This is a genomic window from Pseudomonas sp. ZL2, from assembly GCF_054788455.1.
In genome coordinates this window covers 44,541-62,841 of the sequence record NZ_JBGOGX010000023.1, presented here as the reverse complement: position 1 = coordinate 62,841, position 18,301 = coordinate 44,541, and the positions used below count along the sequence as shown (strand labels likewise).

Genomic DNA, 18,301 nt, shown 5'->3' with positions numbered 1-18,301 from the left:
CTGGCGGCATCCACTGACAAAGGTGCCCGACATGCGTACATCCCTGTGGTTGTTGTCCCTGGTCCTGGCCTTGCCGGTGCAGGCCGAGGAAAAAGTCCTCAATCTGTACAGTTGGGCCGACTATGTCGCCCCCGAAACCTTGCAGCGTTTCGAGCAGGAAACCGGTTACAAGGTGCGCTACGACACCTTCGACACCACTGAAGTCCTGGAAACCAAGTTGCTCACCGGTGGCAGTGGCTATGACGTCGTGGTGCCGTCCGCCAGCCTGCTGGCCCGCGCCCTGGCTGCCGGTGCCTTGCAACCGCTGCAGGCCCAGGCCATGCCCGGCTACGGCAATCTAGACAAAGACCTGCTGGCCAAGCTGGCCGAGGTCGACCCCGGCAATCAGTACGCCGTGCCCTACACCTGGGGCACCCTGGGCCTGGGCATGAACCTTGAGGCGGTGCGCCAGCGGCTGGGCGATGCACCGCTGGACAGCCTCGACCTGTTGTTCAAGCCCGAGTACGCCAGCAAGCTCAAGGATTGCGGGATTGCCATGTCCGACTCGCCCCAGGAGGTGATTGGCGTAGCCTTGAATTACCTGGGCAAGGATCCCTACAGCCGCGACAAAAACGACCTGGCGGCCGCCCAGGCGCTGCTCAAGCAACTGCAACCCTCCATCCGCTATGTCGCCAACGGCCGGCAGATCAACGACCTGGCCAACGGCAGTGTGTGCCTGGCCCTGACTTACAACGGTGACGCGGCCATGGCCGCCGACCAGGCGCAAAAGGCCGGCAAGCCGTACCAGGTGATCTATCGCATTCCCCGCGAAGGCACGCTGATCTGGCAGGACAACCTGGTCATGCCCAAGGACGCGCCGCACCCGGACGCCGCCCGCGCCTTCATTGCCTTCATGTTGCGCCCCGACTCGGTGGCGCCGTTGACCAACACGCTGTTCTTCGCCAATGCCAACCAGGCCGCCACGCCCCTGGTGGACGAGGCGGTACGCAGCGACCCGGACATCTACCCTTCGGCCGAAGTGCGCGCGCGGCTGTTTGCCGACCGCAGCATGAGCCTGGCCGACATGCGCCAGCGCACTCGCCTTTGGACCACCTTCCGTAGCCGCCAATAACAACAGACCAGGAGCCCGACCATGGACCTCGCCCCCGACAACGACCAGGCCATCACCCGCGACAGCCTCTACGGCACCATCGCCGAAAATACCTTTGCCGGCATCACCAGCTTCTCGCGCCGCCGCTACAGCCGCGACCTGCGCGGTGTCGATGTGGTGGTCAGCGGAGTGCCGTTCGACACCGCCACCAGCAACCGCCCCGGTGCGCGTTTCGGGCCGCGGGCGATTCGCGCGGCGTCGGTGCAGCAGGCCTGGGCCCGGCACTGGCCGTGGGAGTTCGACCCCTTCGAGCACCTGGCAGTGATCGACTACGGCGATTGCAACTTCGACTACGGCAGCCCGCATACCGTGCCCGAGCGCATCCAGGCCCATGCCGAGCAGATTCTCGAAGCCGGCTGCGCCATGCTCACCCTGGGCGGCGACCACTTCATCAGCTACCCGCTGCTCAAGGCCCACGCACGTAAACACGGACCGCTGGCGCTGATTCACTTCGACGCCCACAGTGACACCTGGCCGGACGAGGAGGGCCAGCGCGTCGATCACGGCACCATGTTCTGGCATGCCGCCCGTGAAGGCCTGGTGGACCCGGCGCGCTCGGTGCAGATCGGCCTGCGTACCACCAATGACGATACCCAGGGCTTTGCCGTGCTCGACGCCCGCCAGGTGCATCGCCGCGGTACCCAGGCGATCATCGAGGCGATTCGGCAACGGGTCGGCGACCAGCCGGTGTACCTGACCTTCGACATCGACTGCCTGGACCCTGCGTACGCCCCAGGCACCGGCACCCCGGTGTGTGGTGGGCTGACCACGGTGCAGGCGCTGGAAATCCTCGGCGGGCTGCGCGGTATCAACCTGGTGGGCATGGACCTGGTGGAAGTCGCGCCGGCCTACGACCATGCCGATATTACTGCCCTGGCCGGCGCGACCCTGGCCATGGAGATGCTCTGCCTGTATGCCGCCCGGCATAAGGTCGATAGCTGATCCGGTAACAAAATGAATCACCTCCGGGGGAATTCGAGGTTTCCCGGCGAACCTGTCGCGCCTTAGGCTATCCAACGCTTGGGCGCGCTGGTTTTCGGCGCCGCGTGGTGCCGGAGGTGAATACCGTGAACCGATCCCTGTCGGGCCTGGCAATGGCCCTGCTCTTGAGCTCGCCGCTGCAGGCTGCGCCCGTTGCCGCGCCGTTGCAGCTGGCGGCCAGCAACAACAACCCCTACAACAGCCCGATCATGCGCGCCAACCCCAACAGCCGACAGGGCAGCGTGCCGGCCACGCCGCCTGTGCGCGGCCCTTCGACCCAGCCCAATCCGCGCCCGCCGACCCTTGAAAACCGCGGTATCGGCAATGGTGAAAACATCCGCCGCGAACAGACCACCCCGCGCCTGGAACCCACCCGCCCGCCGCGCGCACCTGCGCCCGCGCCCTGAGTAACAGGCCCTCCCTGGAAGGAATCGCTGATGTCCCCACGCACCTGGCTACCCACCCTGATGACCGCGGCGTTGCTGCCGCTGCTGGCCCACGCCGCGCCCGAGCGCGATTTCAAGAGCGAGGAGGGCAGCGTCAAGGTCAGCACCCTCGCCGAGGGCTTGCGCAACCCCTGGGCCCTGGCATTCTTGCCGGACGGTCAGGGCATCCTGGTGACCGAGCGGGCTGGCAACCTGCGCATCGTCAGCCCCGAAGGCAAGGTCGGGGCACCACTGGGCGGCGTCCCTGAGGTGTGGGCCCAGGGCCAGGGCGGCCTGCTCGATGTGGTGCTGTCGCCGACTTTCAAGCAGGACCGCATGGTCTACTTGTCCTATGCCGAAGGCGGCGGGGAAGGCGGCACGGCCGGCACAGCGGTGGGCCGCGGGCGCTTGTCAGCAGACAGTGCCAAGCTTGAAGACTTCAACGTGATTTTCCGCCAGCAACCCAAGCTCTCCAGCGGCAACCATTTTGGCTCGCGCCTGGTGTTCGACCGCGACGGCTACCTGTTCATCGCCCTTGGCGAGAACAACCAGCGGCCGACTTCGCAGGACCTGGACAAGCTGCAGGGCAAGCTGGTGCGCATCCTCCCGGACGGCACGGTGCCCAAGGACAACCCTTTTGTCGGTCGCGATAACGTGCGCCCGGAAATCTGGTCGTTCGGCCACCGCAACCAGCAGGGCGCGGCGCTCAACCCCTGGACCGGCGAGTTGTGGACCAACGAGCACGGGCCCCGTGGCGGTGATGAGATCAACATCCCCAAGCCCGGTAAGAACTTTGGTTGGCCGATTGCCACCCATGGCATCAACTATTCGCTGATGCCGATTCCCGAAGCCAGGGGCGAGCATGTCGATGGCATGGTCGACCCGCACCATGTCTGGGAAAAATCCCCGGCCATCAGCGGCATGGCGTTTTACGACAACCCACGCTTCAAGCCGTGGGAGCACAGCCTGTTCATCGGCGCGCTGGCGGCGCAGGAGCTGATTCGCCTGGAACTCAACGGCGACAAAGTGGTGCATGAAGAGCGTTTACTCGGCGAGCTCAAGGCGCGGATTCGCGATGTGCGGGTAGGGCCGGACGGGTATCTGTACCTGCTGACCGATGAGCGTGATGGGGCGCTGCTCAAAGTCGGGCTGGATCTTTAGAGTTGCACCGAGCCCTGTGGGAGCTGGCTTGCCTGCGATCGAGCGCGCAGCGGTCGTAATCCAGGCGCCTTCTGATGTGCAGGCTGTACTGGCCCCATCGCTGGCAAGCCAGCTCCCACAGAATGCGGGCTTGCCCCATACTGCGCTGCAGCCGCAGAATGCCTGCTTTTGCGACGGACGCCGCGCATGTCCTGCTTCACCGAACAGTCCCCCCTGACCCTCTACCGGCAGGCCATTGCCAGCCAGGGGTTTGTCAGCGACCCGGCCCAGTTGCAGGCCGCCACGGCCCTGCAAACCTGCTTCGAGGCCCTGCAACGCGGCGAAACCCCAACGGGTGTCTACCTCTGGGGCCCGGTCGGACGCGGCAAGACCTGGCTCATGGATCAGTTCCACGCCTGCCTGCAGGTACCGGCCCGGCGCCAGCACTTTCACCACTTCATGCGCTGGGTGCATCAACGTCTGTTCCAGCTCAACGGCACGGCCGAGCCCTTGCAGGCGCTGGCCTTGTCCCTGGCCAAAGAAATCCGCGTGCTGTGTTTTGACGAGCTGTTCGTCAACGACATCGGCGATGCGATCATTCTCGGTGGCCTGTTCCAGGTGCTGTTCGAGGCCGGGGTGGTGATCGTTGCCACTTCCAACCAGCCGCCCGAGCAGCTCTACAGCGACGGTTTCAACCGTGAGCGCTTCCTGCCGGCGATTGCCGCCATCGAGCAGCATATGCAGGTGGTCGCTGTAGCAGGGGAGCAGGACCATCGCCTGCATCCGGGCGCGGCGCAGCAACGCTACTGGGTACGCGACAACGGCCGGCCCAGTGCCCTTGAGCAGGTCTTCGCCCAGTTACGTGGTGATCAAGCGAGCGCTGGCCAGCCGCTGCAGATCGGCTCGCGCAGCTTGAACGTGGTGCAACGCTGCGACAGCGTGCTCTGGTGTCGCTACGCCGACCTCTGTGAGCAACCCTTTGCCGCCATGGATTTCATGGCCTTGTGCGACAGTTTCCAGGCCATCCTGCTGGGCGAGGTGCCGGCCCTCGGCGCCCGCCAGCGCCCGGCGAAGATTGCCCGCGGCACCGAGGATGGCGCCCAGCGGGTGGTGGCCGGGGACCGCGAACTGCCGCAGCTATCAGTACATGACGACAGCGTGCGGCGCTTCATCGCCCTGGTCGATGAATGCTACGACCGTCGAATCGCCTTGTACCTGGAAGCCGAGGTGGCGCTGGAAGCACTCTACACTCAAGGGTATCTGGAGTTCCCGTTCCGGCGTACGCTCAGCCGTTTGCGGGAGATGCAACTGCAACGCTTTTGCTGAGGAATCGATCATGGCCGAGCCTCTCTCGCACTACCTGCTGACCATGGCCTACCAGAATGGCTGGGCCAACCACAGGGTGTACAAGGCCTGCAGGCAACTGAGCCAGGACGAGTTCGTCGCCCCACGGGCGAGTTTCTTCCCGTCGATCAAGGCCACCCTCAACCACATCCTCACCGTCGACTGGTTCTACCTGCAGGCCCTCGAGTGCGAGCAGCGCGGCGAAGCGCCCGACCCGGACAGCCAGCGCTTCTTCGAGCCCGATGAGCCTTATGCCACCTGTCTGGAACTGCACGCCGAACAGGTCCAGGCCGACCACCGGCTGATCGCCTACTGCAGCCAGCTGCGTGACGACCAGTTGCACCGTTACGTGAATATCGTGCGCCCCGACTGGGTGCAGCGCGAGCAACGCCTGCGCCTGCTGTCGCACCTGTTCGAGCACCAGATTCACCACCGCGGCCAGGTGCACGCGATGCTCAGTGACACCTCGGTGCGCCCGCCGCAGCTGGATGAGTTCTTCTGTGAGGATGAAGCGCACCTGCGCGCCCAGGACTTTGCCGAGCTGGGCTGGACCGAGGCGCAGATCTGGGGGCGCTAGTGCTGCATCCAGCCGAGCGTCAGCAGCGCCAGCACCAGGTAACGGCCGGCTTTGGCGACAGTGACCAGCACTAAAAAGCGCCAGAACGGCTCGCGCATGATCCCGGCAATCAGCGTCAGCGGGTCGCCGATCACCGGCATCCAGCTCAGCAGCAGCGACCACTGGCCATAGCGCTGATAACGTTGCTGGGCTTTTTCCAGCTGCTCGGGCTTGAACGGGAACCAGCGTTTGCCGCGAAGGTGCTCGATGCCGCGGCCCAGCAGCCAGTTGACGATCGAACCGAGCACGTTGCCGGCGGTGGCGATCAGCAACAGGCTGACCATGGCTTCAGGTTCGCGCAGCAGCAGGCCGACCAGCACGGCTTCCGATTGCAGCGGCAGCAAGGTGGCTGCGCCGAAGGCGCTGAGAAACAGCGCCCAATAGCTGAGCATCACGGTCAGATCAGTAGTTGGCGACCACTTCGTCCTTGCCCTCAAGGGTCAGGCCGATGACCTGGTAGGCGTCCTTGTGGTCGCCCATTTCCATGCCCGGCGAGCCCATGGGCATGCCCGGTACGGCGAGGCCCTTGAGATCGGGGCGCTTGCCCAGCAGCTTGATCTGCTCAGCCGGTACATGGCCTTCGACGAACTTGCCGTCGATCACCCCGGTGTGGCACGAGGCCAGACGCGGTGCGACACCCAGGCGCTGCTTGACCGCGCTCATGTTCGGCTCGACATGGTCATTGACCGTGTAGCCGTTGTCTTGCAGGTGCTTGATCCATTCCTTGCAGCAGCCGCAGTTGGGGTCGCGGTACACGTCGATGGTCTGCCCGGCCTGAGCCAGGGTACTCAGGGCCAGCAGGCCGAAGGCGACGATTTTCTTGCTCAGCATGGTACTTCTCCACTTCTAGAAACGCAGGCGCACACCGGCGACCAGGCGGGTCTGGCCGATATCGCCGTGCTCATCACGGATCTGTTCGGCGTTGTTGCCATAGGCCCGGTTGAAGCTAATGCCCAGGTAAGGGGCAAAGCCGCGGGTGATTTCGTAGCGCAGGCGCAGGCCGATCTCGCTGTCGGCAAGGCCGCTGCCCTGGTCCCGTGTCGCGTCGTTACGGTCGTAGAAATTGGCCTCGAGCGACGGTTCGAGGATCCAGCGATTGGTCAGCAGGATAGCGTAACTGCTCTCCAGGCGCAGCGCGGTTTGCTGGCGCTCGCCGACATAGGCGGTGGCTTCCAGCTCCAGGCCATACAGCGGCGTGCCCTGGATACCGAAGGCGGCCCAGGTTTGCCCACTGGCCGGCTTGAAGTCCTGGCGCAGACCGCCGACCAGTTCCCACCAGGGGCTGATGGCGTGCCCCCAGAGGGCCTGCAGCTCGGCCTTGTGAGTCACACCTTGTTCGCGCTCACCCTCGGTGCGCAGCCATAGGCGATCGACATCGCCGCCGATCCAGGCATTGGCGTTCCAGTTCAGGGCGCTGCTGCTCTCGAAGTTCTGGTATTCCAGTTGCTCGACGATCACCGCCCAGTTCATCTGCCGGTCATGGACCTGATGACCGGGTAGGGGCGGGAAGGCCGCCTGGCGCTCGGCGTCGGTGATCGGACGCAGTGGCGTGCTTGGAGTGCCCGGCGCCATGCTGTGGTTCATGCCTTGATGGTTCATGGCACCGTGGCCCATGGCGGCATGATCCATGACTTCGGCGCGAGCCTCTTCACTGGCCAGCAAGGCCAGCAGGGCGAGGCTGCCGAGCAGTGGGCGATTGAGAAGCTCATTCATCGACGCGTACCTCGCGGAACATGCCCATCTCCATGTGATAGAGCAGATGGCAGTGATAGGCCCAGCGCCCCAGGGCGTCCGCGCTGACCCGGTAGCTGCGCCGGCTGCCCGGCGGGATGTCGAGGGTGTGCTTGCGCACCTGGAAGCGCCCGTGTTCGTCCTCCAGGTCGCTCCACAGTCCATGCAGGTGGATCGGGTGGGCCATCATCGTGTCGTTGACCAGGGTGATGCGCAGGCGCTCGCCGTAGGTCAGGCGCAACGGCTCGGCGTCGGAGAACTTGATGCCATTGAACGACCAGGCGAAGCGCTCCATGTGCCCGGTCAGGTGCAGTTCGATCTCCCGTGACGGCTCGCGGCCATCGGGGTCGGCGAAGGTGCTTTTGAGGTCGGCATAGGTCAGCACCCGGCGGCCGTTGTTGCGCAGGCCGATGCCCGGGTCGGCGAGGTTGGGCTTGGGGTTCATGGTCTGCATGTCGACCAGTGGGTTGCCGGTTTCGCTGGCCGGGTGCTGCTGCATGCCGGCCATCATCGAATGGTCCATGCCGGCCATCTGGCTGTGGTCCATGCCGCCCATGTCAGCCATGCCAGCGTGACCCATGTCGGCCATGCTCAGGATCGGCCGCGGGTCCGGTGCCGGCACCTCGGCGCTGAGGCCATTGCTGCGCGCCAGGGTGCCACGGGCGTAGCCGCTGCGGTCCATGCTCTGGGCATACAGGGTGTAGGCGGGCAGGTCACCGACCCGCACCAGTACGTCATAGGTTTCGGCCACGGCGATGCGCAACTCGTCGACCTCGACCGGCTGCACCGGTTGGCCATCGGCGGCAATGACCGTGAGCTTCAGGCCCGGAATGCGAAAATCGAAGTAGCTCATCGCCGAGCCGTTGATCAGGCGCAGGCGCACGGTGTCGCCGGGCTGGAACAGGCAGGTGAAGTTGCCGTCCGGTGGCTGGCCGTTGAGCAGGTAGGTGTAGGTGGCGGCGCTGATGTCGGCAAGGTCGGTGGGGCTCATGCGCATGGCGGCCCAGGCCTTGCGCTCGGCGACGGTTTGCCGCCAGCCGTTGCTGGCGACATCGTCGATGAAGTCACCGACGGTGCGCTTGTGATAGTTGAAGGCGTCCGACTGCTTTTTCAGGGTCGCCATCAGCTCGGCGGGGGCCTGGTCGCTCCAGTCGCTGAGCAACAGCACGTAGTCGCGCTGATAGCGATGGGCTTCGGGCTCTTGGGGTTCGATGACGATCGCCCCGTAGACCCCGGCCTGTTCCTGCAAGCCGGAATGGCTGTGGTACCAGTAGGTGCCGCTCTGCGCCAGGGTAAACCGGTAGAGGTACTCGCCACCGGGTTCGATGCCGGCAAAGCTCAGGCCCGGCACCCCGTCCATGTTGGCCGGGAGGATGATCCCGTGCCAGTGCAGCGAGGTCGGCTCGCCCAGGCGGTTGCGCACGCGCAATGTCACGGTGTCGCCTTCACGCCAGCGCAGGGTCGGGCCGGGCAGGCTGTTGTTGATGGTCAGGGCCGTGCGCGAGCGGCCAGTGATGTTCACCGGCGTTTGACCGATAAACAGCTCGAAGTGCTGGCCGCTCAGTTCATTGCTGAACACCGCAGGTGCGGCAAACGCCGGCAGGCGCCAGAGGCCGAGACCGGCCAGGGCGCTGCCGGCGGCAAAGCCCTTGACGAAGGTGCGGCGGGTCGGGTGTCGAAGCATGGGTGCCATTCCAGGGGCTGGGATGGCACGACCTTAGCCAGCACTGACTGTCAGCAAACTGAGCAGTGGATTACAGATTTGTCAGCTGCCCAGGCATGCACGCGTTCACTTGTGGCCGCAGGTCGGTATACTCCGCGCCGCACGGAGCCCACCACTATGAAGGATCAGCGATTCATGCAGGCAATCAAGGCCTATTTCAAACGCCACGGCCACGACCCGTTCAGACTTGGCCAGGGGCGTATCAGCGGTTACATTTCGGCCGCCCTCGGGCTGCTCAGCCTGCTGGCGGTATTGTGCTTTCTGTTTCCGCAGTGGCTGACCTTTGCCGAGTTCCGCAAGGTCTACAGCGTGCACTTTGCCCGCACCGCGCTGCTGATCGGGCTGATCCTGGCCTTTGCCCTGGGCACCCTGAACATCCTCCTCAACAAGCGCAAGCGCCTGGGCTTTACCGGCATTAGCGCGGCAGGGCTGGCGATGTTTCTGGGGGGCACCAACATCCAGACCGAAACCATCGGCCAGACCCCGTACTCGCTGGGCCTGGACTGGTTCGTGCTGGCGCTGCTGGTGTCGGCGATCATCTTCATCCCGCTGGAAAAGCTCTACGCCAAGGACCCGCAGCAGAACATCCTGCGCCCGCACTGGCGCACCGACCTCAGCTACTTTTTCGTCAGCCATATGCTGGTGCAGTTCATCCTCATCTTCGTCACCGCCTCTTCCGGCTGGCTGGCCGGCTGGGTGGTCTCCGACACCTTGCAGGCCAAGGTGCAAAGCTTGCCGATCGTCGTGCAGTTTCTGCTCGCGGTGTTCGTTGCCGACCTCGGCCAGTACTGGCTGCACCGCCTGTATCACGTGGTGCCGTGGATGTGGCGTTTTCATGCGGTGCATCACTCGAGCACGCACATGGACTGGCTGGCCGGTTCGCGTATCCACTTCTGCGAGATTCTCCTGACCCGCACCGGGGTGCTGGCACCGCTGATCCTGCTGGGCTTCTCGCCCCAGGCAATGAACGCCTATGTGATCCTGGTGGGCGTGCAGGCGGTGCTGGCCCATGCCAACGTGCGTATCGACGGCGGCTGGCTCAACTACCTGCTGGTACTGCCGCGCTATCACCACTGGCATCACGCCCGGCACAAGGATTACATTTACAAGAACTACGCAATCCACACGCCGCTGGTGGACATGCTGTTCGGCACCTTCAAGCTGCCGCCCAAGGAATGGCCGGCGCGTTATGGCGTGTTCGGCAAGGACCTGCCTGAAGGTATCGTGCGCCAGCACCTGTATCCGCTGCGCAAAGCCGAACCCAAGGCGCCCGTACCGCCACCGGCTGCCTGAAGCGGCTTTGTGCCCGGCCCCTGACTGCGTTAGCCTTGAGGGGTCAACGCCATTGGGGGCAAGGAGTATCCATGGACAAGGTTATCGTGATCACCGGCGCCAGCCGCGGCATTGGCGCCGCCACCGCGCGCCTGGCCGCACGCGCCGGTTACCGCATCTGCATCAACTACCTGCGTGACGACGAGGCCGCCCAGCGGGTGCTGGCCGAGGTCCGTGAACTGGGCGCCGAGGCCATTGCGGTCAAGGCCGACGTCAGTGTCGAGGACGAGATTATCCAGCTGTTCCAGCGCGTCGATGCCGAGCTGGGGCCGGTCACCGCGCTGGTCAATAACGCCGGTACCATCGGCCAGCAGAGCCGGGTCGAGGAAGTGTCGGAGTTTCGCCTGCTCAAGCTGATGAAGACCAACGTGGTCGGGCCGATGTTGTGCGCCAAGCACGCGCTGCAGCGCATGTCGACCCGCCATGGCGGGGAGGGTGGGAGCATCGTCAACGTCTCGTCGGTGGCCGCGCGGTTGGGCTCGCCCAACGAATACGTCGACTACGCTGCCTCCAAGGGCGCGCTGGACACCTTCACCCTCGGCCTGGCCAAGGAAGTGGCCGGCGAAGGTGTGCGGGTCAATGCCGTGCGCCCGGGCTACATCTTCACCGACTTCCACGCGCTCAGCGGCGACCCGGACCGGGTCAGCAAGCTCGAACCGGGCATTCCCATGGGCCGTGGCGGTCGGGCCGAAGAAGTGGCCGAGGCGATCCTCTGGCTGCTGTCAGACCAAGCTTCTTATTCGACCGGCAGCTTCCTCGACCTCGGCGGCGGGCGCTGATCAGCCCATCATCTCCTCGATGCGCTGGGCCAGGGTATCGAGGCTGAACGGCTTGGTCAGCACCCGGGTAGTGGGCTCGAAAACCCCAGTGCCGAGCACCGCCTGCTCGGCATAGCCGGTGATGAACAGTACCTTCAGCCCAGGCCGCAGTTGGCGGGCCGCGGCTACCAGTTGTTGGCCGTTCATGCCGCCGGGCATGCCGACATCGCTGATCAACAGGTCGACGGTCGCGCCGTTTTGCAGTGCATGCAGGGCGCTGTGGCCGTCGCCGAATTCGATCTTGGCGTAACCCAGGTCGCTGAGTACCTCGCCGACCAGCATGCGGATGGTTGCTTCATCATCGACCAGCATCACCGTCATGTCGCGCAGGTCACGCTGCTTGCGTGCAACCGGCAGCGACTCTTTGGCCGGCAGGCTGGCGCTGTCCAGGCGTGGCAGGTACAGGTGCACACTGGTGCCCTGGCCAGGTTCCGAATACACCCGCACCTGGCCACCGGACTGGCGGACGAAACCATAGACCATCGACAGCCCCAGGCCCGTACCCTGGCCCACCGGCTTGGTGGTGAAGAACGGATCGAAGGCGCGCGCCAGCACCTGCGGTGGCATGCCGCTGCCGTTATCGCTGACGCTCAGGGCCAGGTAGTCACCGGGGGCCAGGTCCAGGTGCGCGGCGACCTGGTCGTCAGCCTGCAGATGACGGGTTTCGATGGTGATCCGGCCGCCGGCCGGCATGGCGTCACGGGCGTTGATACAGAGGTTGAGCAGGGCGTTTTCCAGTTGCGATGAGTCGATGCTGGCCCGGCACGTAGTGCTGGCGGTAAACAAATCGATCTCGATATGCGGGCCAACGCTGCGGCGGATCAATTCGGTCATGCCGCTGACCAGGCGGTTGACATCGATGGTGCGTGGTTCAAGGGTCTGGCGCCGGGAAAAGGCCAGCAGCCGGTGGACCAGGGAGGCTGCGCGGTTGCACACGTCCTGGGCGGTACGCAGGTAGGGGTCGATATGCTGGTGGCGGCCGCGCCCGAGCAGGTTGCGCGACAGCTCCAGGGAACCGCTGATGCCGGTCAGCAGGTTGTTGAAGTCATGGGCGATGCCGCCGGTGAGCTGGCCGACCGCTTCCATTTTCTGCGCCTGGCGCAGGGCCTCTTCGGTGTTGCGCAGGCGCTTTTGCTCGCGGATCCGCTCGCTGATGTCGTAGGCGAACAGGTAGGCACCGATCAGTTGCCCGTGGGCATCATGCAGCGGGCTGAAACGCAGTTCGTAATGGCGACGCTGGTCACCCTCGCCAAACTCGGTTACGTCGACGAAGGCCTCACCTTTGAGCGCCCGTGTCCAGAGCAGCAGGCCGCGGGCGCAGTCTTCGGGATGCTTGGCCATCAGTTTCGGCAAGCTGTCGCCGACACTCGGTGTCAGGCCGAAAATCTGCCGGAACTCGTCGCGGGCAGCGCTGTTGATTGCCAGCCAGCGCATGTCCAGATCCACTACCTGGATCTGCGCCAGGGTGGCTTCGACCACATCGGTGAGGATCTTGCGTTCTGCCACTGCCTGGGCAACCCGTTGTTCCAGCTCCTGGTTGAGACGCCTGAGGGCGGATTCGGCGCGCTTGCGTGCAGTCACATCCTGGAACAGCACCGCCACCTGCTTGCGGCTGGCCGGCTCCAGGCGAAAGGCGCAGATGTCCAGGTGGCGGCCGGTGACCACCAGCTCCTGGTCAAAGCGGATCGGGTTGCCGCTGTGCAACACCGGACCGTAGCGGGCAATCCAGCCTTCCGCCTCATCGGGGACCAGCTGCCGCAGGGTTTGGCCTACCACGTTGTCGATACCGGCATGCATGGCGTAGGCGGCGTTGGCTTCGATGTGGACGTAGTCGCTGAGCGGGCCGTGGGGGCCGTCGAAGAATTCGATGATGCAAAAGCCTTCGTCCATGGCCTCGAACAGAAAGCGGTAGCGCTGCTGGGTATCGGCCTCGGCTTGCTCGACAGGTGCAGGGGCTGCGCCATTGCGTTTGGCGAGCCGGGCTTTGAGCAGGTTATTTTGCTGCTTCGACTGCTCAAGTTGCTGACGCAGGGACTGCAGTTCGCTCGACGGCATGCGCGTATTCCGACCTGGGGACTGTGGCAAATGTAGCGTCCCGCGCAGCACTCAACAACTGCGCGGCTGCAGGTCGGGCGGATCAATGGCCGTGGTAGCGAGCGCTGGCCCATTCCCACCAGAGGGCGTTCAGTTCACAGTACGGTGCAATCCGCCCGGTGGTTTCGGCATACAGGTCGTCCCGGTCGAGTTTCGAGGGGATGAAACCCAGGCTGCGCAGGTCTCGGTCGATCAGCGCTGCGCTGCTGTCCAGCGCCTTGATCGGCTGGCGTTGGTAGGGGCGCGGGTCCTCACCGTAATACACCTTGGCCGGGCCGAAGGGTACGCCCTCAAGGCGGATATGACCGAGGTTGTTCAAATGGCCTTCAGCAATGCTGCCGTCGGCGAAAATCACCTTGTAGGCCGCGCCGGGAACCCCGCCCAGCTTGCCGTCGTCCAGGCTCAGCTCCAGCCAGTTGCTGGTGGCCGCCGGGTTGATCTGCTCCCGGCTGAGTTTGCCGGCATCGGTGGCCGCCGGATGGGTACTGACCGTACCGTGTTCGCGCAGGCTGTCGACGCGCCGCGACTGCGGTTTGCTGGTTTGCGCCGGGGTGCGCAGGCTGCTGCCCGAAGCCTCGGCAGAGCTATTGCGTTGCACCGCAAGCCACGGCATCAGGCGTTCGTCGATGCGTTCGATCAGATCGTCCAGGTGTTCGCCGGCCTGCTCCAGGTCGCTCAGCACCAGCGCCTGGCGTTGCTCATCGAGTGCCAGGAAAGCCGCACTGGCACGTACCGCCATGATGATCTGCGCAAGCTCTGCACGCAGCACCTCGGCGTTCAGGCTTTCTTCAAGCAGGGCATCCGGGCTGGTCTTCAGTTTGCAATTGAGCAGCACATGGCGCAGCAAATCGTAAAGCTGCTCGGCGTGTTTTTGCGGGTCGCGATTGACCAGGCGCAGCACGCGCTTGAGCCCGTGGCCGGGGCCGGGTACCCAGCCGAGCAGGGCCAGGGCCAGGTCAAAATAGGCGTCGTCCTGCTCCTGAGCGTCGCCAGCAAGGTCCAGGGCCAGGATCGCCTCGACCGTGTCATAGGTGTTAAGGGCCTGGGCCAGGTGCGGGATGTTGCCGGCGTCGATGGCATCGGACAGGGTCACGCCGGCAGCCTTGATGTCGTAGGCGAAGTCTTCGTCGCGGTCTTCGTCGTCCTCTTCGTCGATAACTTCTTCGTCCTCGTGCTGGTCATCAGCGTCGCCCAGGCACTCCCAGCGTATGGCGTGGTAAACCGGCAGTTTGCGGGCGTGTTCGAGCAAGTCATGGGGGAAGATCACGTGCAGCAGTGCGCGGGTATCGATGCCATAGAGCAGGGCCACGGCTGCCGCCTCGAACGACCAATAGCCGACGTAGCCGCTTATATCGTCGCCATGGGTGTCGTACCAGCTGGCGTGCAGGAAGTGCTCGTACCATTGCTCGCAGTAGCCCTGCAGGCGGCTGGCCGCTTGCTCGGGGCTGGTGGCGTAGATGGTTTGCACCAGCGGCGTGGCGTAGTCCTGGTACCACTCATCGACATCGTAACGGTCGGGCAGCACCCGGCTCAGCAGGTCTTCATAGAGGGTGTCTTGTTCGGCGTAGCCGCCGTTGTCCATCAGCGCGACGAAGCGTTCGAGCAGGTCGTGGCGGCCGAGCAGGATGCACAGGCTGATGACCTGCATGCATTCGTGATGCTCTTCGACATCGTCCAGATTCAGCGGGGCGACGTCTGGCTCTTCGGCATACACCGCCATCTTGCGTTGCAGTTGCCCGTACTCGGCGACCAGCGCCTCGAGCAAGGCGGGCAGGGCGTCGAAGTCGACGCCGGCGGTATAGCTGATCAGCAGCTTGTCCAGCGCCAGGCCCTTGAGGCTTTTACCGCTGAATACCGCTTCCTGTTCGTCGGAGTCGGCCTGCAGGCGGTTGTTGCGCAGGAATGCACGGCTTTCTTGGTCGTGTTCGAGGAAACGCTCGTAGCGTTGCGGCGAAAGAAAATGCTGTCGCTTGTGCATGCCATCCATCCCTGGGAAATTCGAGCGCGCAGGGTGCAGCAAGCGCGCTCGAAGTTCAACCGGCGCTCAAAACGAGCGGACGATCTTGCCCAGGGTTTCCATGGCCTTTTCCGATTGCTCGGTCCAGGGGCTGCCATAGTTCAGGCGGATGCAGTTGCGAAAGCGCCGGGTCGGCGAAAAAATCGGCCCGGGGGCGATGCTGATGCCCTGGGCCAGGGCCATCTGGAACAGCTTGAGCGAGTCCATTTGCTCGGGCAACTCCAGCCACAGGAAGTAACCGCCAGCTGGATTGCTGACCCGGGTCTGTGGCGGGAAATATCGGGCAATGGCTGCGAGCATCGCCGCCTGTTGTTCCTCCAGGGCGTAGCGCAGCCTGCGCAGGTGGCGGTCGTAGCCGCCGTGCTGCAGGTAGTCGGCGATCGCCGCCTGGGCCGGCATCGAGGCGCACAGCGAGGTCATCAGCTTCAGCCGTTCGATCTTTTGCGCATAGCGCCCGGCCGCGACCCAACCGATGCGGTAGCCGGGGGCCAGGCTCTTGGCGAAGGAGCCGCAGTGCATCACCAGGCCGTCGGTGTCGAAGGCCTTGGCCGGTTTCGGCGCCTGCTGGGCGTAGTACAGCTCGGCGTAGACGTCGTCTTCGATCAACGGCACCTGATGCTCGCGCAAGAGCTCCACAAGCTGCTGTTTCTTTTCCTCCGGCATGCTTGCGCCTACCGGGTTCTGGAAGTTGGTCATGCACCACACGGCCTTGACCGGGTGTTTGGCCAGGGTCTGGGCCAGTACCCCGAGGTCGATGCCTTCGCGCGGGTGCACGGGGATCTCCACCGCCTTGAGCTTGAGCCGCTCGAGGATCTGCAGGCAGGCATAAAACGCCGGCGCTTCGATGGCCACCAGGTCACCGGGCTCGGTCACCGCCTGCAGGCACAGGTTCAGGGCCTCCAGCGCGCCGTTAGTGATCAGCAGCTCTTCCATGGGCAGCATCAGGCCGCCGACCATGTAGCGCAGGGCAATCTGCCGACGCAGTTGCGGGTTGCCCGGCGACAGGTCGGTGACCACCATGCGCGGGTCCATCTCGCGGCTGGCGCTGGCCATGGAGCGGGCCAGGCGTGGCAGCGGGAACAGGTTGGGGCTGGGGAACGCCGAGCCGAAGGCCACGGTTTGCGGGTCCTTGATCGAGTCGAGAATCGAGAACACCAGCTCGCTGACATCCACCTCGGTGGACTCGCTGGCCTGCTCGATGATCTGCGGCTCGCTGAACTGGCGCGGCGCGTGGGCGTTGACGAAGTACCCCGAGCGTGGCCGGGCACGGATCAGCCCACGGCGCTCCAGCAGGTAGTAGGCCTGGAATACCGTGGACGGGCTGACGCCGTGGGTCTGGCTGGCATATCGCACCGACGGCACGCGCTGGCCGGGGCCGAGGACCCCGGAGCGAATCAGTTCGGCAATGTCGTCGGCGAATTTCTCGTAGCGTTTCATCATGGCTCGAAAGGTTTCGGATGCTCGGGCAGTGTATGGGATCAGCGGTTCAAAGGCGCGACAAAACGGCTGTGGGCGACGCTGCGGATGCCCGGTTCGTCGGTGTCAACCAGTTCGAAGCTGATGTCCTGGGAGCTGCTTTGCGGGCGCTCGGCCAACATCGCCACCGACACCGGCAAGTCGCTCATTTCCCCGGCTGCCAGGCTGAACTCGGTCTTGCCGTGCAGTTCGAAGCCTTCGGCGTCGAGCAGGCGCAGGCGGTAGTGCTGGGCTTGCTGGGTCTTGTTGATGACCTTGAGGGTGTAGATGTTCTCGATCTGCCCGGCATTGTTCTCACGGAACAGGCCGCGGTCCTTGATCACGTCCATCGACACCATCGGCCGCTGCTGCAGGGCGATGACCAGGGCGCCGATCATCACCACCAGGGCGGTGACGTAACCGAGCAGGCGCGGACGCAGCCAGTTGGTGGTACCACCTTGCAGGGTGTGTTCGGACTTGTAGCCGACCAGGCCGCGGGCGTAGCCCATCTTGTCCATGATCGAGTCACAGGCGTCGATACAGGCGGCGCAACCGATGCACTCCATCTGCAGGCCATCGCGGATGTCGATGCCGGTCGGGCAGACCTGCACGCACATGTGGCAATCGATGCAGTCGCCCAGGCCCTTGGCCTTGTGGTCGATTTCTTTCTTGCGCGGGCCGCGGGACTCGCCTCGGGCCGGGTCGTAGGCGACGGTCAGGGTGTCCTTGTCGAACATCACGCTCTGGAACCGCGCATACGGGCACATGTGCATGCACACCGCTTCACGCAGCCAGCCGGCGTTGATGTAGGTGGCGCCGGTGAAGAACAAGATCCAGAACAGGCTGACTCCGCCCAGTTGCAGGGTGAACAGCTCTTCGGCCAGCGGACGGATCGGCGTGAAGTAGCCGACGAATGTCAGCCCGGTCAGCAGGCTGATGCCCAGCCACAGGGTGTGCTTGGCCGAGCGCCGGGCCAGTTTGTTCAGGCTCCATGGCGCGGCATCAAGCTTGATGCGCTGGTTGCGTTCACCTTCGGTGATTTTTTCGCACCACATGAAGATCCAGGTCCAGGAGCTCTGTGGGCAGGTATAGCCACACCACACCCGGCCGGCGAACACCGTGATGGCAAACAGGCCGAAAGCGCAGATGATCAACAAGGCCGAGAGCAGGATGAAATCCTGCGGCCAGAAGGTGGCGCCGAAGATGTGGAACTTGCTGTCGGCCAGGTCCCAAAGCACGGCCTGACGACCGCCCCAGTTCAACCAGACGGTGCCGAAGAACAGCAAAAACAGAAAACCCGCGCCAGCCAGGCGCAGGTTACGAAACAAGCCGGTGAAGCTACGGGTGTGGATCTGTCTGTCGCTGCTGGCAGGCTTCTTCTTGAAGGTGGAAGGCTCAGCAATTTCAACGATCTGGACGGGGATTCTATCGCTCATGGTTCGTCGCTCATCAGGCCTCGATCAGGCCAGAGCACT

Annotated in this window: 16 protein-coding genes; 8 read left to right on the top strand and 8 right to left on the bottom strand. The window is 64.5% G+C overall.

The window, feature by feature from the left end:
* The first annotated feature begins 31 nt into the window (after nucleotides 1-31).
* The 6 genes from ABM562_RS16840 (at nucleotide 32) to ABM562_RS16815 (ending at nucleotide 5,617) form a co-directional block, all read left to right on the top strand.
* A complete protein-coding gene (locus ABM562_RS16840) occupies nucleotides 32-1,111 on the top strand; it encodes an extracellular solute-binding protein (RefSeq protein WP_460422676.1) in 1,080 nt (359 codons plus the stop codon).
* Between the two features lie 21 nt (nucleotides 1,112-1,132).
* Complete coding sequence (gene speB / locus ABM562_RS16835) at nucleotides 1,133-2,092, top strand: agmatinase (protein ID WP_460422674.1); 960 nt, start codon at nucleotides 1,133-1,135, stop codon at nucleotides 2,090-2,092.
* A 125-nt stretch (nucleotides 2,093-2,217) separates the two neighbouring features.
* Entirely contained in the window at nucleotides 2,218-2,538 is a 321-nt protein-coding gene (locus tag ABM562_RS16830; protein WP_134063382.1) for a hypothetical protein, read from the top strand.
* A 30-nt stretch (nucleotides 2,539-2,568) separates the two neighbouring features.
* The gene (locus ABM562_RS16825) at nucleotides 2,569-3,717 is read left to right on the top strand and encodes a PQQ-dependent sugar dehydrogenase (protein WP_115087821.1); all 1,149 of its coding nucleotides are present in this window, start codon (nucleotides 2,569-2,571) and stop codon (nucleotides 3,715-3,717) included.
* 186 nt (nucleotides 3,718-3,903) lie between these two features.
* Nucleotides 3,904-5,022, top strand: a complete 1,119-nt coding sequence (gene zapE, locus ABM562_RS16820) for a cell division protein ZapE (RefSeq protein WP_134063380.1) — start codon at nucleotides 3,904-3,906, stop codon at nucleotides 5,020-5,022.
* 10 nt (nucleotides 5,023-5,032) lie between these two features.
* Entirely contained in the window at nucleotides 5,033-5,617 is a 585-nt protein-coding gene (locus ABM562_RS16815) for a DinB family protein (RefSeq protein ID WP_115087819.1), read from the top strand.
* Here the strand turns inward: ABM562_RS16815 and ABM562_RS16810 are convergent.
* Genes ABM562_RS16810 through ABM562_RS16795 form a run of 4 tightly spaced genes read right to left on the bottom strand, consistent with a single transcriptional unit; the run spans nucleotide 5,614 to nucleotide 9,071 of the window.
* Nucleotides 5,614-6,048 carry a YqaA family protein gene (locus ABM562_RS16810; protein ID WP_258579295.1) on the bottom strand — a complete coding sequence of 145 codons (435 nt, stop codon included), beginning with the start codon at nucleotides 6,046-6,048 and terminating at the stop codon, nucleotides 5,614-5,616. The genes ABM562_RS16815 and ABM562_RS16810 overlap by 4 nt on opposite strands.
* Before the next feature lie 10 nt (nucleotides 6,049-6,058).
* Nucleotides 6,059-6,487 carry a DUF411 domain-containing protein gene (locus ABM562_RS16805; RefSeq protein WP_115087817.1) on the bottom strand — a complete coding sequence of 143 codons (429 nt, stop codon included), beginning with the start codon at nucleotides 6,485-6,487 and terminating at the stop codon, nucleotides 6,059-6,061.
* 15 nt (nucleotides 6,488-6,502) lie between these two features.
* Nucleotides 6,503-7,369, bottom strand: coding sequence for a copper resistance protein B (locus ABM562_RS16800; protein WP_460422671.1), 867 nt, complete (start codon nucleotides 7,367-7,369; stop codon nucleotides 6,503-6,505).
* On the bottom strand, nucleotides 7,362-9,071 hold the full coding sequence (locus ABM562_RS16795) for a copper resistance system multicopper oxidase (protein ID WP_460422670.1): 1,710 nt from the start codon (nucleotides 9,069-9,071) through the stop codon (nucleotides 7,362-7,364). The genes ABM562_RS16800 and ABM562_RS16795 overlap by 8 nt, the downstream gene beginning before the upstream one ends.
* A 156-nt stretch (nucleotides 9,072-9,227) precedes the next feature.
* On the opposite strand from ABM562_RS16795, the gene ABM562_RS16790 reads away from it, so the two are divergent.
* Nucleotides 9,228-10,403 carry a sterol desaturase family protein gene (locus tag ABM562_RS16790; RefSeq protein ID WP_233674773.1) on the top strand — a complete coding sequence of 392 codons (1,176 nt, stop codon included), beginning with the start codon at nucleotides 9,228-9,230 and terminating at the stop codon, nucleotides 10,401-10,403.
* A gap of 71 nt (nucleotides 10,404-10,474) precedes the next feature.
* Entirely contained in the window at nucleotides 10,475-11,221 is a 747-nt protein-coding gene (locus ABM562_RS16785; RefSeq protein ID WP_460422668.1) for an SDR family oxidoreductase, read from the top strand.
* Here the strand turns inward: ABM562_RS16785 and ABM562_RS16780 are convergent, their stop codons facing one another.
* The 4 genes from ABM562_RS16780 to ccoG form a co-directional block, all read right to left on the bottom strand.
* On the bottom strand, nucleotides 11,222-13,315 hold the full coding sequence (locus ABM562_RS16780; protein WP_460422666.1) for a hybrid sensor histidine kinase/response regulator: 2,094 nt from the start codon (nucleotides 13,313-13,315) through the stop codon (nucleotides 11,222-11,224).
* Nucleotides 13,316-13,397: 82 nt separating this feature from the next.
* Complete coding sequence (locus ABM562_RS16775; RefSeq protein ID WP_460422664.1) at nucleotides 13,398-15,332, bottom strand: PoNe immunity protein domain-containing protein; 1,935 nt, start codon at nucleotides 15,330-15,332, stop codon at nucleotides 13,398-13,400.
* Between the two features lie 66 nt (nucleotides 15,333-15,398).
* Complete coding sequence (gene mapR, locus ABM562_RS16770; RefSeq protein WP_460422699.1) at nucleotides 15,399-16,808, bottom strand: GntR family transcriptional regulator MpaR; 1,410 nt, start codon at nucleotides 16,806-16,808, stop codon at nucleotides 15,399-15,401.
* 41 nt (nucleotides 16,809-16,849) lie between these two features.
* Nucleotides 16,850-18,262: a cytochrome c oxidase accessory protein CcoG gene (ccoG, locus tag ABM562_RS16765; RefSeq protein ID WP_346617816.1), complete on the bottom strand. Its 1,413-nt coding sequence runs from the start codon at nucleotides 18,260-18,262 to the stop codon at nucleotides 16,850-16,852.
* Between the last annotated feature and the right edge of the window lie 39 nt (nucleotides 18,263-18,301).

Coding starts and splice junctions, on each gene's coding strand:
- ABM562_RS16785 (WP_460422668.1), top strand. CDS start 10,475: ATGGACAAGGTTATCGTGATCACCGGCGCCAGCCGCGGCATTGGCGCC.
- ABM562_RS16790 (WP_233674773.1), top strand. CDS start 9,228: ATGAAGGATCAGCGATTCATGCAGGCAATCAAGGCCTATTTCAAACGC.
- ABM562_RS16840 (WP_460422676.1), top strand. CDS start 32: ATGCGTACATCCCTGTGGTTGTTGTCCCTGGTCCTGGCCTTGCCGGTG.
- ABM562_RS16825 (WP_115087821.1), top strand. CDS start 2,569: ATGTCCCCACGCACCTGGCTACCCACCCTGATGACCGCGGCGTTGCTG.
- mapR (WP_460422699.1), bottom strand. CDS start 16,808: ATGAAACGCTACGAGAAATTCGCCGACGACATTGCCGAACTGATTCGC.
- ABM562_RS16800 (WP_460422671.1), bottom strand. CDS start 7,369: ATGAATGAGCTTCTCAATCGCCCACTGCTCGGCAGCCTCGCCCTGCTG.
- ABM562_RS16810 (WP_258579295.1), bottom strand. CDS start 6,048: ATGCTCAGCTATTGGGCGCTGTTTCTCAGCGCCTTCGGCGCAGCCACC.
- speB (WP_460422674.1), top strand. CDS start 1,133: ATGGACCTCGCCCCCGACAACGACCAGGCCATCACCCGCGACAGCCTC.
- ABM562_RS16780 (WP_460422666.1), bottom strand. CDS start 13,315: ATGCCGTCGAGCGAACTGCAGTCCCTGCGTCAGCAACTTGAGCAGTCG.
- ABM562_RS16805 (WP_115087817.1), bottom strand. CDS start 6,487: ATGCTGAGCAAGAAAATCGTCGCCTTCGGCCTGCTGGCCCTGAGTACC.
- zapE (WP_134063380.1), top strand. CDS start 3,904: ATGTCCTGCTTCACCGAACAGTCCCCCCTGACCCTCTACCGGCAGGCC.
- ABM562_RS16815 (WP_115087819.1), top strand. CDS start 5,033: ATGGCCGAGCCTCTCTCGCACTACCTGCTGACCATGGCCTACCAGAAT.
- ABM562_RS16795 (WP_460422670.1), bottom strand. CDS start 9,071: ATGCTTCGACACCCGACCCGCCGCACCTTCGTCAAGGGCTTTGCCGCC.
- ccoG (WP_346617816.1), bottom strand. CDS start 18,262: ATGAGCGATAGAATCCCCGTCCAGATCGTTGAAATTGCTGAGCCTTCC.
- ABM562_RS16775 (WP_460422664.1), bottom strand. CDS start 15,332: ATGCACAAGCGACAGCATTTTCTTTCGCCGCAACGCTACGAGCGTTTC.